Here is a 14,631-nt window from a genome sequence, read left to right as displayed (position 1 = left end):
ACTTGAAAGGCGACGTTGTTCGGGTTCAAGTCTGTGGCTATCGCTGCCGGAGATCCGGGCTGGCGATCGGGCCGCACGAAGCTAGACAACTCTAGGCGTGTGCCACCGGCGCGAGCGACGATTCGTGTGCCCACGTAATTATGTGGACACCGCGTCCGCGAAAAGGTGTCCTATGCAATTCGCACCTGGTAATTTCCGCAGAATGGCCCCCACCGTCGCACGCCTGCCTCATCTGTTCCTGAGCGTCCTGGCGGTGGTGACCCTCGCCGCGGCGGCCGTGTTCGCCGGTGCGGGAGGTGCCAGTGCGGCCCCGGTGCCGGCGTTCTACCAGCCGCCCGCCGATGTCCCGGCTACCCCGGGAAGCATTCTTCGGTCCGAACCTTCACCATTGGCGTTCAGTATTCCGGCTGGCGGTGGTGCCTTTCCCGCCACTGGCACCCGCATCATGTACGCCAGCACCGACGTCACTGGTGCACCGATCGCAGTCACCGGCACCTACTTCGAGCCGGCTATTGCCTGGGCCAAGCCCGGTCCGCGTCCGATCATAAGCATGGCCGTCGGTACCCACGGTCAGGGCGATCAGTGTGCACCTTCGCGGCTGTTCAACTCCGTCATCCAATACGGCGGCGGACTTGACGTGATGGTGCAGTACGAGATTGCTGCGATCTATGCGGCGGTCGCGCAGGGAATCCCGGTGGTGGTCACGGACTATCAAGGCCTGGGTACCCCTTCCGTGCACGGGTACCTCAACCGGGTGGGCCAGGCCAATGCGGTGCTCGACGCGGCCCGCGCGGCGATCGACCTGAAGTCCCTCCCGGACAACACGCCGGTCGGGATGTGGGGTTACTCGCAGGGCGGGGGAGCGGTCGCCGGCGCCGCCGAATTGCAAGCGCAGTACGCACCCGAGCTCAATGTCCGCGGAACCTACGCCGGCGCACCGCCCGTGGACCCGCTCAAGACCCTGGCGCTCGCCGAAGGGGGAATCCTCACCGGGGCTGTCGGATACGCGCTCAACGGCGTCTATGCCGACTATCCGGAGGCCCGTCCTGAACTGGACCGGGTGCTCAACAATGCGGGAAAGTCGCTGTTGCGTGAGACCGCGAACCAATGCGTACCGGAAACGCTTGCGCGGTACGCCTTTCAGCGGACGAGTGTGTGGACGAGCAGTGGTCGCCCCTTGGGTGAGGTGGCCACCGCCAGCCCGGTCCTCAAGCGCATCTTCGACCAGCAGCGCATCGGCACCCTGACCCCCGAAGCGCCGATTCTCATCGTGGCCTCCAACAGTGACGACGTGGTGCCGTGGAGCAGCTCACGCGAGGTCGCTCGCGAATGGTGCGGCCGGGGTGCGACGGTGCAGTTCACCACATTTCCGCTGCCACAAATACTCCCGGGAACAGCAGCATCACACGGCATCCCGGAGTTCTTCGGTATCCCGACCGCGCTCGGTTGGATGATCGACCGGTTCACGCAGGTTCCCCAGTCGCGGTGTGTCATCGCCTGACCTGCTCAGTTCGCAGCCGCCGGGTCGATCGCACCTCGCGTGTGTAGGCAGCAGTATCTTGGATCAATCCGACGCGGCGCAGCTGATCGAAAACAAGGAGCAAGTCATTACCGGCCCTTACCTCCGTCGGAGGTTGTTGCCCTCATCTAGAGACAACCACGCCAATACCCGAAAGGCCGGATAGGACAGCGGCATCATGATTTTCCCTCCGTGCCCAACAATATCCTTCAAGCACTCGACGCCTGCGACAGTGCCATCCGTAGGCGAGTCACTACCAAGTCATCGAGAAGGAAATCCGTTCCTCAGGTTCGACGACAGGCCCGTCCCCTGGAACAGTGAGGCAGGGAGCTCGTCGTGCTCAGCGAGGTCCGCCACCTCCAGGGTCATGTCGTGGACATCGCTGGCTACCCGCACGACAAGGCTTGTGCGGTCGAATGCGGCGGCGAGTGGTAGTGGAGTCGTCCGTATCTGAGCACTTTGCTATCTGAGCACTTTGCTGCGTGGATGGTCGACTGGCGTCGGCTGGGTGAGTGGCCCGAAAGATCATTTGTTACTTGTTATCTCATCGTTGGGTGAGGAGTCGCCAATGCTTGTCGGAGCGAGGGTGGTGCCGGTCGAGTTGGCAGGGTCGGTGGGCGTTTGGTGTCACAGGTGAGTCGCAATCCATGCGGTCAGGCCAGCGCGATAGTTGGGAGTGCGTGGCGCCAGATCAGCTCGATGTGCCCGTCACTGTCGACGGCGATCTCGGCGCCGACATGGGTGTACGGAGCGTGCGGCACGTGCGGCACGATGTCGAGGAAGTTGACCACCCGGTAGCAGCTTTCTATGACGGTGTTGAACGAGGTGACGAAGTCGCTCAGTCCGATACGCGGTCCGCCGAAGGTGACAAGTTTCGGTTCGAGTTTGTTCGGTGGCGGAAGTGCGAGAGGGCGGCCGTTCGACGCGACAGCTCAGGCTGGACGGCGGTGCCCGACTGTCGGTGCCTCCCGAGGACAGTTGCGGGCCCTGTCGCGCCGGCGAGATCTGCCACGCCAATGTCGCCCGTCGAGGCCGAATCCGACGGCATCCTGACGGGGACCAAAGATTCCGTGTTGGTCGGGGCGGACAGCGACGATGACATTCGAGTGCTGCGGGCGACTGATGTCGGACGATCTGGACAAATATTTTGTCAAGGCAGGTCACGCTGGCGCGGGGATTGCTGCGTACCTCCTGCGTACCGAGTTGGTAGCGTCAAGATTTGAGCGACTTCAATGTCCACAAAAATAGCCTCTTACCGGCGTAAATGTGGTGCCCCCGGTCAGACTTGAATGGACGCTGGACGGATTTGAACCTGCCGTTGTGGATGTTTGCAGATCGGTGCGGTGCGCGGGGTCTGGTGAATTTTGGCGTTCGGCCCAACGGGTACGTATCGGGAAAATCCGTCCAGTCGCCGTCCCGATTGCGGATCCCAAATTTGGGTATGCGGAGGGTATAGCTGGGAGGCCCGGCTCAGATTCTTCAGATCTGTTGTGCAGGTGGGGAATTGCAATCCAGTCGGTTCGCCATGTGGCCCGCTGCGCTGTTCGGTCGTGGCCGCACTGCTGGGCTTCCTACCCCGCCAGAACGGCCACTTCCGAAAGTTCCTGCGTACCCTCTGCGTACCCAACGCATAACGTTCGTTAATGCACTTGCATATAACGCTCTGACCTGAAATTTTGTGCCCCCGGTCAGACTCGAACTGACACTGGACGGGTTTTGAACTTGCCGTCGTGGATGTTTGCTGATTATTGGACGTGTTGAGCGTTTGTGGATCTCGCTGTGGGGGAGTGTTATTCGCGTTTGCGCAGTTGTACAGTTTTGGGCGGTTTCGGTGCAGCTGCGTACCCTCTGCGTACCGGCTTTAAGCTAGGTGAACGCGATCTGGGAACGAATCCCAGTCATTGATGGCCACCTGGGTGTCCGTTGTTGTCCAGGTTGTTGGCCAGATCTGCGTCAAGTTCAGCGGAAGCTGTCGAGGGGCTCGGGTGGCTTCGTCACTCCTACTTTGATCTGCTGGTTCGTGCTGTCGGAGAGACCGCGTTCGATGGATCGAGGGTGTTGGTGAGCTGACGGGCTGCCTACCGCATTTTCACACGCGCGATCACTCCACAGGCCGGATGGTGTACGGAGTTCAACCTGGACGGGTCAGGCAGTTCCTGCGCTAAATCCAATTAGCGCAGGAGGCATCCGTCTCACCTGTGTGGTGCCTCCGTGAGTGGAGGATTGGCTCTTTGGGGCCGTGCGCCCGTCGTCGCAGCAAGTGGGTGGGTGTTGGACCGTCGAACGGCTCGGTGGTATTTCTTTGCGTGCTGTAGTGCGAGGTTGCTCCAGAAAACGAAGTCTCCCTGCTCCCAATGACGGCCGTACGTCTGGTTCTCGTCGGCAGGGTCCGATTCTTCTTGGCCAGAGCATTCGGCGATTCGAAACAGTCACTCGATGCTGATGACGATCTTCCCGATGTGTTGGCCGCTTTCCAGATGCCGATAAGCCTCCTTGTACTCAGCAAACGGATACACCGAGTCGATGACGGGGTGAATCTGTCCGGCCGACATCGCGTTGAGCAGCGCCTCAAAATTACGCCGTGATCCGATGGTCATGCCTTGCAGGTGCAGCGAGCGCGCCAGGACTGCATCGCTCGTGAGTCCTCCGCTGCCCTGCGCAACGAACCCGACGATTCCGATTTCACCACCGATTCGCGCGCACGCGACAGATTGCCGAATCGTGCCGGCGCCGCCGATTTCGACCACCTTGTCGACACCCACGCCGGCGGTCAGCTTCAAGATTTTGGTGGACCATTCCGGGTGGGTCCGGTAGTTCACCACTGATTCTGCGCCTAGGTCGGTCAATGTGCGTGCCTTGGCGTCCGACGATGTGATCGCCAGCACGCGGGCTCCGAAGGCACGGGCGATCTGCAGGCCGAACAGTGCTACTCCGCCTGTGCCCTGCACCAATACTGTCTGGCCAGGAGTCAAGGGCTCGGAGATGTTCAGGGCACTCCAGGCCGACACTGCCGCACAAGGGAGCGACGCCGCTTCCACGTAGGACATGTAGTCGGGAATCGGAATCAGTCCGGTCTCGGGCAGGACGGTGTACTGGGCAAGCATTCCGTCGATCGTCATACCGACACTCGTGGCGTGGTATTCCGGCAGCACCGGCCCTGAAATCCATGTGGCGTGGCAGTTTGCCACCACCCGATCGCCCACTGCCACCCGAGTGACGTCTGATCCGACGGCGGCCACTTCGCCAGCGCCGTCCGAGAGCGGTACACCCAAAGCCTTCACCGGACCGCCGTAGAGCCCCTTGGTGATAATCGTGTCGCGGTAGTTCAGGCTCGCTGCCTGGACGCGGATGACCACGTCATAGCGCCCCGGTTCCGGTATCGCTTCTTCTTTAAGTGCCAAGCTGTCATAGCCAGAATGAGAAGTGAGTCGGACTGCTTCCATATCTTCTCCTGTTCGCCGATCTCTTCATATCGGTCAGCCAGTTGACGGTGTGACCCGGCACGCTACGTGGCTCGCACACAGTTGAGGCCGGGCTTGCGCCCGGCCTCAACTGCAGAGTCGACGGTTTTTGTCGGGGTCCTACCCGTGGTCAGTAAAGGTTTGGCTCTACCGGACCGTAGGCCTGCCGTCGCAGGACGCGGGTCGGTAGCGGACCGTCGAACGGCTCGGTGGTTTCCTTTGCGTGCTGTAGTGCGAGGTTGTTCCAGAAAACGAAGTCGCCCTGCTCCCAGCGATGGCTGTACGTCTGGTTCTCGTCGGCGTAGAGGAGTTCTTCGAACCGGGCGAACCATTTCTGGCTTTCCTCAGGTGACATCCCGCTGATGCTGTGGGCGAACCAGGGGATGAACATGAGCGTCTTCTCGCCGGTGCGGGGCAGGGGGTAGAGCAGCGGATGCTCGGCCCACCAGGTGGTCTGATCCTCGATGTCCTTGAACGGATGATTACGGAGGGCGATCTGGTCTTCGGTGCTCAATGTCAGCGAGTGCAGAGATAGGAGGGTGCGCCCCTCCAGTTCGGCCTTTTCGCTGTCCGTGAGATGTACGTACCCGCTGCGCGCACTAATGAATTTGGTTCCCTGGAAGCCTGGTTCGGTGTTACCCGAGACGTCCAGTGCGTACAAGCTGATTCCGTGAACAGGCAGGGTCTCGTGAAAGACCAGATCCGAGTGGAACTGGACAGTTCGGGGGTCCGGGTCAGTGGGCGTTGGCTGGGGTTTACCGTGCGGGTCATGGTGAGAGGAGACGAACTGGACCTCGGTGTCGAAGGGCTTGCCGACGGCCGCGACCACGCGTCGCTGCGTCTCAAGGTCGATGTCCTGGTTTGGGAAGATCAGCATGTGGCGTTCATCGAAGATCCTCGACAGCTCCTCGAGGACGGAGTCCGTGAGCTCGGTGTTCAGATCGATCTCGATCCGGGCGCCGAACTCTTCTCGGATCGGAGTCCAAGCGATCTTTGTTGTCGTCATCCGTCTTGCCTCTCATATTTCTGCGTTCGATGATTTCCAGCTACGGGTATCGATCGAATCCGTCGCCTGACGCTGGCATCGCGGGACCAACATGTGATGGAGACCACGTCCAGCTTCGAATATAGTGCATCTGACACCCGGCGACTGTCAAGTGCACTAATTTTCTCCGGCGGCCATGCGCTCGGCGTTCTTAGGCAATTGACGCGCAACCTAGTTCGAGCGCACTATTCACCTGTTGTGCAACATGAACAGAAGCGTGTGATGTCGCGGATGATGTGGCGATCGCCGTCCGCCGGCAGCTCACGCCCAGATGCCAGGGTCACGAATACTCTTCCGTGCGGTCGGCTATCGAGGTGTGAAGTCTCGACCTACCGTTCGACGAGGTCCGCTGCTTCGTGCCCGACGAGCAGGGCAGGGTCATCGACTCGAGGGGCAATCCCCCCGCATGTATGTCACAGGGTGGCGAAACGCTGTGCCCAAGGGATCATCGGCAGCCACCAGAATTGTGCTGACGAGAGCGTTGGGAACTTGCTCGCGGACTTGACCGACGACGGAGCCGCGCTGGGTGCGGTATCTGCCGCCACGGTGCTGGCCCGCATTCAAGAGAGAGAGCGGACGTGGTGCAGAAGCGTGATTGGTCAAAGATCGACCACACCGAACGTATTCGAGGCGACCCATAGGGGAGACCTCGGGTGAAGTACACCGACCGCGAATCGATGCTCCGGTACGCCAACTCAGATGGAGAAGATAAATGACGGAAACCAAGGCGACGTTCTGTCGTATCTGTGAACCGAATTGCCCGTTGACCGCAACTCTCGACGATCATGGCCAGCTCCTCGAACTTTCACCGGCTCACGGCCATCAATCCGGAGGTATCGCCTGCCACAAGGGGTTGGGGTTTGCCGATGTTCATAATGACCCTGACCGCGTCAACTCACCCCAGCGCCGGACCAATGCCAAAACCGAACCCGGGAAGTTCGAAGGGACTGAATGGGATTCAGCGCTGAAGGACATCGGTGCGCGACTGCGCGCAATCCTCGAAGAGCATGGCCCGAACTCCATCGCGCTGTTCCAGGGGAACCCGTCCGCGTTCGATTCGTCGGGACTGCTGACACTGGGCCCGTTCATGGAGGCAGTGGGGACAAGCATCAAATTCGGTGGAGCCACGCAAGACATGGCCAACAAGACGACCGGCGCCGGGCTCATCTACGGCTCCACGAGCTCATTCATGATTCCCGACCTCGAGAACACAGACTATTTGCTGTGCGTCGGTGCCAACCCTCGAGTCTCGCGATGGACACTGATGTCGGCACCCCAGGACAATCTTGATGTCGTCAAGAGGATGGTCGAACGAGGCGGCAAGGTTCGGTTCGTCAATCCACGCCGGATCGAGTCCTCGATGGCCGAAACCGGCCCGACTGTGCTGATCAAACCGGGCTCCGACGTGTATTTCCTCGCCGCCATACTCCACGAGATCGACGTTCTGAAGGGATTCGACGACGAACTGATCCAGAAGCACGGCAAAAACTTCGACGGTTTGATTGATTTTGTCAGCTGCTATCCGGCGGAAACGGTTGAGGCCGTCACCGGTGTCGCTGCGGCTGAAATTAAGGTGATCGCCGGGGAAATCGTCGCGGCGCCTTCTGCCATCGTCTACATATCGACCGGGGTGAATCAGAGTCGGCAAGGGCTGCTGGCATTTTGGCTCGCTGAGATGATCAACTTCACGACCGGAAACCTGGGCCGTGTCGGCGGAACCTTCAAACCTGCGGGTCTTAACGACTATTGCCCTCCGATCATCGGCAAGAAGGTGATCGAGACGACGATCGGTCCACTCGAGTTGCCGAACCCTCCGGGCCATTCGAAACTCCCGGCGACACTGATCGCGGATCTGATCGAGAGCGGCGACATCAAGGCCATTATTTCCTGGTATGGCAATCCACTTTTGACGGTCGGCGGCGAAGTACGCGTGCGCGCCGCGATGGAGAAACTCGACCTTATGGTCGCTGTCGACCTCTATCGCAACGTGACCGGTGAGATGGCCGACTACGTACTCCCGGGTACGGACTGGCTCGAGCGATCGGACATTAATTTGACCCCGTCGAGTGGGATGCAACCGAAACCTTATGTGTCGTATACAGAGGCGGTCGTCGAACCCATGCACGAACGGCGCGACGGATGGTGGATACTGGCGCGCATCGCTCAGGAGATGGGCGTCTCGTCATCGTTGGATACGCACCCTGACGCGACCGACCCGACGTTCTTGTTCGATGCGGCACTCGCGCCCAAAGGACTGAGTGTCGACGAACTACGAGAACAACCGTTCAACACCGCGATGCTCGCCGAAGCGGAGAGGGATTCCCTCTACGAACAGTGCTTGCAGCATCCCGACCACCTCATCGACTGCCTCCCGGCGGCGTTGACGGACGACGGTCTAATTGACCGGTGCGTCGCGATCTTCGACTCGATGTCGGCCGAACCGGAGGGAACGCTGAAGATGATCAGCCTCCGGACTAAATACATGCAGAACAGTTCGCTGGTCAACGTGCCGAAGTTTCGACGCGGACGAAACCGTGACAACCCCTTGCACATGTGCGAGCACGATGCGGCGAGCATTGGCTTGTTCGACGGAGATCCGATCCGGGTGTGGAACGAGCACGGCGAGATCGAATCCCACGTGTATATCGATGAGGACATGCGACCGGGCGTAGTGGCGATGAGTCACGGCTATGGAACAAGCCGGGCCGGCACCATGCGGATTGCGGCGCACAAGCCCGGAGCGAACTGTAACGTCTTGATGCCCACGGGGATCGGGTCCTACGAACCGTTGAGCTTCATGTCCTGGATCTCCGGCGTGCCGGTCCAGGTGGAGCGCGCATAGCCAGCGCGGTCCCACTACTCGGTAGCCGTCAGTCTTCGGTCGATACCGTACTGTTCGGGGATGCCCAGATGATCGCGGAGGGTGGTTCCCTCGTAGTCGAGGTGAAAGAGTCTCCGCTCCTGCAATATCGGGATCAGTTCGTCCACCAGCGTGTCGACGCCATCGGCGTAGACGTCGACGATGAGCCAGAATCCATCCACTACCCCCGCTTCGAACCATTCCTGCATGTGGTCTGCGGTGTCAGATGCGGGCCCGGGAACGACGGGGTGGTAGTCGATGACGCCGTGCGCCAAAATTTCCCGAACCGTCCAGCCTTCGCGGGCAACTCTCAGGGCGTTAGCGGACCGTGGATCGTGGGGCGTCGCCCGCGCTTGTGTCACCTGCTGCGAAGTCAGGGGCCGGTCGAGTTGGCTTTGACGGAGGTCGAGGTTCAGCATCGACCCCAAATAGGGAACAAGTCTGGGGAGGCTTTGTGTGCCGAGCGCGATCCGGCGGTCGAGTGCAGCCCGCTTTGTCGGAGCAATGGATGGCATGACACCGGCAAAGAATTTGATCTCGTCAGGGTTGCGGCCCGCCCGTTCTGCTGCATCGCGGGCAGCGGCGCGTTCGGCGCGAGCTGCTTCTATCGTGTGCGGAGCACCGATGATGCCACTGCCGTACCTTCCGGCGACCTCGAGTCCGTAGCCGCCACCGCCGGCCTGGAAGATCACCGGTTGGCCTTGTTCAGACGGAGGAATGGGAAGAGGTCCGCGGGACGCGACCTGATTTCCACTCAAGTTGATCGGCCTGATCTTCGCCGGATCTGCGAATCGTCCGTTGGCCGGGTCTCGCGTCCACGCGTCCCGCTCCCAACTTCCCCACAGTGCCTGGACGATCTGGATCGTCTCATGGACTCGTTCGTACTTCTGGGGTCGAGGCGGGATCGGGGCGCCAAAGTTTGCCGCGGCGGCCGGGTTGGACGTGGGCACTGCATTCCACCCGGCCCGACCGTGGCTCATGACATCAAGAGCCTTGAACTGCCGAGCGAGGTTGTAGGGCTCGCTGAACGTCGTCGATCCGGTTGCGACCATTCCGATACGTTCGGTACCGCGGGCGATCGCGGCGAGAGTCAGAAGGGGATCAAGGGTGAACTGGGGGGCTTCCTCTTCAACGTCGACCGCCAGCACCGGCTGATCGGGTACGAACAGGAACTGCAGCTTACCGCGTTCTGCCGCTTGGGCGTATCGAACCATTTGGTCGAAGTCCGTGTAGCTCGAAGGGTCAACGCCGGGTGCACGCCAGGCACCCGGGTGGGTGCCGTAACCGTTACCCATCTGCATGCCGAGGATCATCATCTTAGCGCCAGGCATCGTCCACCTTCATCTGTTGAATATGCTTGTCCACGTAGTGATGTGGATCAGGATCCACCCGAGCGGCGGGTCAAAATTCTGTCGACCGGTCATCCGTTGGACAGCTGCCACCGAATCGCCTGATCGGTTTGAGGAGACTTTCGCCGCCTTTCGGCTCCACTATACGGGGACACTCTCCGTTATTAGGATAGCGCACCAGAGACGGACGGTGCGACGCGCCGACTTTGCATCGTCGGAACTGCGATCGCTAGTGCGGTTGACATTCCGATTCGTACAAGTGCACTATATCTACAGTGTCCAAAATGTATCGCGAATCACAGCGCGCGGTACCGACTGCGCGGGACTTCGGCAGCGGAGCGTTGTCAACTAAGTCGGCCATTCGGGTACGCGAGTGGTCCATGTTGCGAGGAAGTGAGAGTGGAATGACGGTTGCGTGGACTCCGCTGGCCAGCAGATTTGGCACCGAGTTTGATTCCTATCTGAGTAAGGATCTCCCTTCGACGGTTGCCGACGAGCTGCTTGACCACGAGAACGTTTCCACTCATCGGTGGCAGCATGGCGATCTGATGATGCGGGCACAATTTCGCCAGGTAGCACTCCTACGAGTTGGTGGATACGCCTCTGAGGCCTCTGTCGAGGCGGGCATTTCTGCGTGTGACGTTCGGTTCCGAAGGGCCAAATGTCAACCAGCGTTCCGCATTCTCATCGGATCCTGTGGAGCAATCGAGCACGTCAAGACGAACGCCGAACCCAGCGCTCAGTGGAGGAGCCTCGATGGCGATCCATCGCCTCACCGACCCCGACATCATCGCCTCGTACCGTCGGATGAGCGTCAGGCTCGGTGAAGCTTCTTTCAGAATCACGCAGCGTGCGTGGGACTACGAAAGAAATCAAAAGGGATGGTTGTAGTGGAGATGCGTCGAAGGAGTCGGCCGTGAGTATTGGTCTGCGGTCCCAAAGTGTGATCATCGGTGTTGGGTCGACGCCGTATACTCGCTCGACGTCGAAGAGCGGACTGGCCCTCACTGCCGAAGCGCTCAAAGCGGCGTTGGCCGATGCTGGTCTGTCACACGGTGACGTCGACGGGATCGCCACTCACATGGGCACTCCGTACGGTGACGACTATGACCGGATGGCCTACGGACTCGGTCTCGACATCCGGCATGCCGCGCAGTACTTCACTCACGGTCGATTCATCACGCTGGCGTTACAGAACGCAGCGATCACGGTGGCGACCGGGTTGGCCGACGTGGTCGCCTGCATCCACACGTTCAAAACGGACAGCATGAGCGACGCCAAATGGGTAGCGAAACCAGGTGAAACCGACGCCGAAGGTGCTCGTGAGGGTGGCGGTCCACATGGTCAACAACCGGCCTTCGGCCTCACGTCGATGACGGCGGGCGTTGCACTCGCAACGCGGCGCTATCTGGAAACCTACGGTCTGGGCAACGACGCATTGCTGCCCGTCGCGATGGCGGCGCGTGAACATGCGGCTCTCAACCCGAGGGCCCTTCTCGGAAACGAACCGCTCACTGCGGAGGAATACCTCGCGGAATCGTTCGTCATGGATCCGATTCGGCCATCGGACGGTGCCATCTACGGCGACGGATCGGTCGTAGTTTTGGTGACCACGGCGGAACGGGCACGGTCATTGAACCGACAGCCGGTGTATATCCGTGGCATGCAGGGGATGCGGTCTGGCCGAGAAGAGTTCCTCTTCTCGCAACGTGGTCTGGGCGTTCTCCAACAGGGTGTGGGTCCGTCGATCCCCGAAAAACACCCACGGCAGGTGTTCGACATGGCGGGCGTGACGCCAGACGACATCCGCGGCTTTTACACCTATGACATCTATTCGCCCCTGGTACTTTTCGCGCTCGAGCGTTTCGGCCACTGCGACCCGGGTGGCGCGGCGAAGTTCGTTGCCGACGGTGGCATCGCTCCGGGTGGACGGTTGCCGGTGAACACCGGGGGTGGCCTGATGGCCGAGGTTCACATGTGTGGATGGAACATGATCGCGGAGATGACGCGACAGATACGCGGCGAGGCCGGTGCGGGGCAAATCCCTGATCCCCGGCTATTGCAATGGGCTTTTCCCGCCGGCGACTCAATCATCTTTGGGAGTGAAGCATGAGTGAGATTCTACAAGTAAGTGACAGCGCGCCTCTATGGGATGGTTTCGAACGCGGTGAGTTGTTGTTGCCTTTCTGTGGAGAGTGCGGCCGTCCGCATCTGCCCGCCGGGCCCGTGTGCCCGTACTGCCTTTCGGCAGAACTCGATTGGCGCAAGGTGTCCGGCCGCGCCGTCTTATCCACCTGGGTCGTCGAGCACCGGCAGCTCTTCGCGGCCTTCGTGCCCCCTTACATAGTCGCCGAGGTGCAGCTCGCAGAAGGACCGCGGATGCCGGTGCAGATCTCGTACGGTCACTTTGATCGGTTGCGGATAGACCTGCCGGGACACATCACCTTTCGCCGCGCCAGCAACGGAATCACCCTGCCAAACTTCGAGCCCGACGACGAATCCTCGTAGAGCATCAGCAATTTGCGTCTTCATACGCGCCTCGAGGAGGCAAACGTCCCTGACGTACCAATGTCTTGCCCTGGATCTGGTGGCTCCTCCCTTGAGAAGTGAAGTCCTTTGTTGTGGAGAGGTAATCCAGTTCTCGATGGTCAGCGCATGATCAAGTTAAGGGGGCGAAGCACCCACTCTACTAATCGCTGATAAATCAATTCGTCCGGTTAGCCTGGGTGAGTACTCACGTCCCAGGTGTTGATGGTATGAACCGGCCCCTTACGTAATCAGCTGTGAGACAGCGTATCTGGATCGATTCCTCGAATTCTATCGCAGGCCATTAGGTATTGACGTCTGCCAGGCCCTAGGTCCAATAGTGCGCAGTCGAAAATCCAACTGGCCCCGCCTTATCCTGTCCGAAATGCTTGAAAGAACGTGTCTAAACAGGCTATTGACTTATCAAGTGGTGATAGATAACACTCAGAGCGGCACGACGTGACGTTGGACACAGCGGGAAGATCCGGCCTCAGTGACCGATTCACTGAGCAGCTGAGACGCCAACGGTGATCGCGGGCGATTTGGCCACTCACAACGTTCGACGCCAGGAAGTTTCCATCATCACATCGAATAGGAGCAAGTAGATGAACCCAACAGGTGGTGCGGACTACATAGCAAGTCGCCGCGGTCACAGATGGAAACGGGCTGGACTTGGTGCTGCGGCATTGCTGACGACGGTCGCCCTGATTGCCGGGTGCTCAGACGCATCGAGCAACTCGGACTCGTCCAAGATCGGTGACCCGGCGCAGGTCACGGCGGCAAAGGGTGCCACTGCAAAGAACGTTGCACCGATAACCACGATCGGCAACTTCGAGCCGCTGAAATCCAAGCCCGCGGCCGGCAAGACGTTCGTGTGGCTCGAATGTGACCTACCGGTCTGTAAGTTCCAGCGCGAAGGCGCGGAACAGGCTGCAGCAGCAGTTGGTTGGACATTCAAGGTCCTGGGATATTCGCTTGCTGATCCCGCCACTCAGGTATCGGCTCTGCTCCAGGCATTGCAATTCAGCCCGGCCGCCGTGGGTACGACGAGCCTGCAGGAGTCCCAATTCGGGGCGGTGATTCCGGCCTACGAGAAGGCCGGCGCAGTGATTCTCAACGCCTACAGTTCAGCGCCTCCCACGGGCCCGATCATCTCGAACTACGACGGTCCGGAGTTCTCTGCGATCAGCGGAAGGCGAATGGCCAACTGGATGATCGCCGACTCCAATGGCACCGGCAAAGCCCTCGTTGTCTCCGTCGATTCCGTCGAGGCCCTGAAGGTTAAAGATGAAGCATTCACGACGTTCGTCGATGAGAATTGCAACGAGTGCACCGTGTCCAAGCTCAAGTTCAGCTACGAGGACATGGCAAGCGGAAACGCACCCGCAACCATCATCGGTGCGCTGCAGCAAGATCCTTCGATTCAGTACGTCATCTTCCCGATCGGCAGCTTCTCCGCTGGTATGCCAGCGGCACTAGCTGCTGCCGGACTGACGGGCAAGGTGAAGATTGCCGGCGACGGCGGCGGAGTACAGAACCTGACTGCAATGAAGGCGGGGACCGAAAACGCTTGGACCCAAACGAACCTGGAGTTCATTGGCTGGCACTCTGTTGACGGTGCACTTCGCCACGATCAAGGGCTGATCATCGACAACGAAGTCTACTCGCCGCAGCGGCTGTTGACCAACGATCAGCCTTTCGAGGTCTCTGACAATCTGAATGAGCCGACCGACATCGGGGCACAGTTCAAGAAGGTCTGGCTAGTGGCAAGCTGACTGTTGTCAGGTCAGGCTACCGCCGGTGAACGAATGAATGCGGTGGGTGCGGATTGATTCCGCACTCACCCCATTCATGTCGCACAAGCTGGCCAA

General features: G+C 60.1%; 9 protein-coding genes. 5 read left to right on the top strand and 4 right to left on the bottom strand.

The genetic code is table 11. The features are described from left to right. The first annotated feature begins 202 nt into the window (after nucleotides 1-202). Entirely contained in the window at nucleotides 203-1,501 is a 1,299-nt protein-coding gene (locus tag H290_RS0117295) for a lipase family protein (RefSeq protein ID WP_020108084.1), read from the top strand. Nucleotides 1,502-2,172: 671 nt separating this feature from the next. On the opposite strand, the gene H290_RS31705 is transcribed toward H290_RS0117295, so the two are convergent. The 3 genes from H290_RS31705 to H290_RS0117275 all read right to left on the bottom strand — a co-directional run bounded on the left by H290_RS31705 (nucleotide 2,173) and on the right by H290_RS0117275 (nucleotide 5,986). Continuing rightward, nucleotides 2,173-2,310: a hypothetical protein gene (locus H290_RS31705; RefSeq protein WP_020108082.1), complete on the bottom strand. Its 138-nt coding sequence runs from the start codon at nucleotides 2,308-2,310 to the stop codon at nucleotides 2,173-2,175. 1,638 nt (nucleotides 2,311-3,948) lie between these two features. Then, nucleotides 3,949-4,962, bottom strand: a complete 1,014-nt coding sequence (locus H290_RS0117280; protein WP_028463324.1) for an NAD(P)-dependent alcohol dehydrogenase — start codon at nucleotides 4,960-4,962, stop codon at nucleotides 3,949-3,951. A gap of 148 nt (nucleotides 4,963-5,110) precedes the next feature. Then, entirely contained in the window at nucleotides 5,111-5,986 is an 876-nt protein-coding gene (locus H290_RS0117275) for a TauD/TfdA family dioxygenase (RefSeq protein WP_020108080.1), read from the bottom strand. A 751-nt stretch (nucleotides 5,987-6,737) separates the two neighbouring features. Between H290_RS0117275 and H290_RS0117265 the strand changes: the two genes are divergently transcribed. Beyond that, entirely contained in the window at nucleotides 6,738-8,867 is a 2,130-nt protein-coding gene (locus H290_RS0117265; protein WP_020108078.1) for a molybdopterin-dependent oxidoreductase, read from the top strand. A 14-nt stretch (nucleotides 8,868-8,881) separates the two neighbouring features. Here H290_RS0117265 and H290_RS0117260 read toward each other — a convergent pair whose 3' ends face one another. Further along, nucleotides 8,882-10,216 (bottom strand): NtaA/DmoA family FMN-dependent monooxygenase, encoded by a 1,335-nt coding sequence (locus H290_RS0117260; protein ID WP_028463323.1) that lies wholly within the window; start codon nucleotides 10,214-10,216, stop codon nucleotides 8,882-8,884. A 934-nt stretch (nucleotides 10,217-11,150) separates the two neighbouring features. On the opposite strand from H290_RS0117260, the gene H290_RS0117250 reads away from it, so the two are divergent. From H290_RS0117250 to H290_RS0117240, 3 genes are all read left to right on the top strand, one after another. Then, on the top strand, nucleotides 11,151-12,347 hold the full coding sequence (locus tag H290_RS0117250; RefSeq protein ID WP_155976900.1) for a hypothetical protein: 1,197 nt from the start codon (nucleotides 11,151-11,153) through the stop codon (nucleotides 12,345-12,347). Beyond that, nucleotides 12,344-12,742, top strand: a complete 399-nt coding sequence (locus H290_RS30755) for a Zn-ribbon domain-containing OB-fold protein (RefSeq protein ID WP_028463322.1) — start codon at nucleotides 12,344-12,346, stop codon at nucleotides 12,740-12,742. Before H290_RS0117250 ends, H290_RS30755 begins: the two co-directional genes overlap by 4 nt. Nucleotides 12,743-13,632: 890 nt before the next feature. Beyond that, on the top strand, nucleotides 13,633-14,535 hold the full coding sequence (locus H290_RS0117240; RefSeq protein WP_231373729.1) for a substrate-binding domain-containing protein: 903 nt from the start codon (nucleotides 13,633-13,635) through the stop codon (nucleotides 14,533-14,535). The last annotated feature ends 96 nt before the right edge of the window (nucleotides 14,536-14,631 follow it).

This window comes from Nocardia sp. 348MFTsu5.1 (assembly GCF_000383535.1).
Classification (GTDB): Bacteria; Actinomycetota; Actinomycetes; order Mycobacteriales; family Mycobacteriaceae; genus Williamsia; species Williamsia faeni.
The sequence above is the reverse complement of the archived record's forward strand: the minus strand, read 5'-3'. Positions and strand labels throughout refer to the sequence as shown.

What these genes read in the sequence shown, in the direction of transcription:
- H290_RS0117295 (WP_020108084.1), top strand. Translation starts at nt 203, where the DNA reads ATGGCCCCCACCGTCGCACGCCTGCCTCATCTGTTCCTGAGCGTCCTG.
- H290_RS0117280 (WP_028463324.1), bottom strand. Translation starts at nt 4,962, where the DNA reads ATGGAAGCAGTCCGACTCACTTCTCATTCTGGCTATGACAGCTTGGCA.
- H290_RS0117275 (WP_020108080.1), bottom strand. Translation starts at nt 5,986, where the DNA reads ATGACGACAACAAAGATCGCTTGGACTCCGATCCGAGAAGAGTTCGGC.
- H290_RS0117265 (WP_020108078.1), top strand. Translation starts at nt 6,738, where the DNA reads ATGACGGAAACCAAGGCGACGTTCTGTCGTATCTGTGAACCGAATTGC.
- H290_RS0117260 (WP_028463323.1), bottom strand. Translation starts at nt 10,216, where the DNA reads ATGCCTGGCGCTAAGATGATGATCCTCGGCATGCAGATGGGTAACGGT.
- H290_RS30755 (WP_028463322.1), top strand. Translation starts at nt 12,344, where the DNA reads ATGAGTGAGATTCTACAAGTAAGTGACAGCGCGCCTCTATGGGATGGT.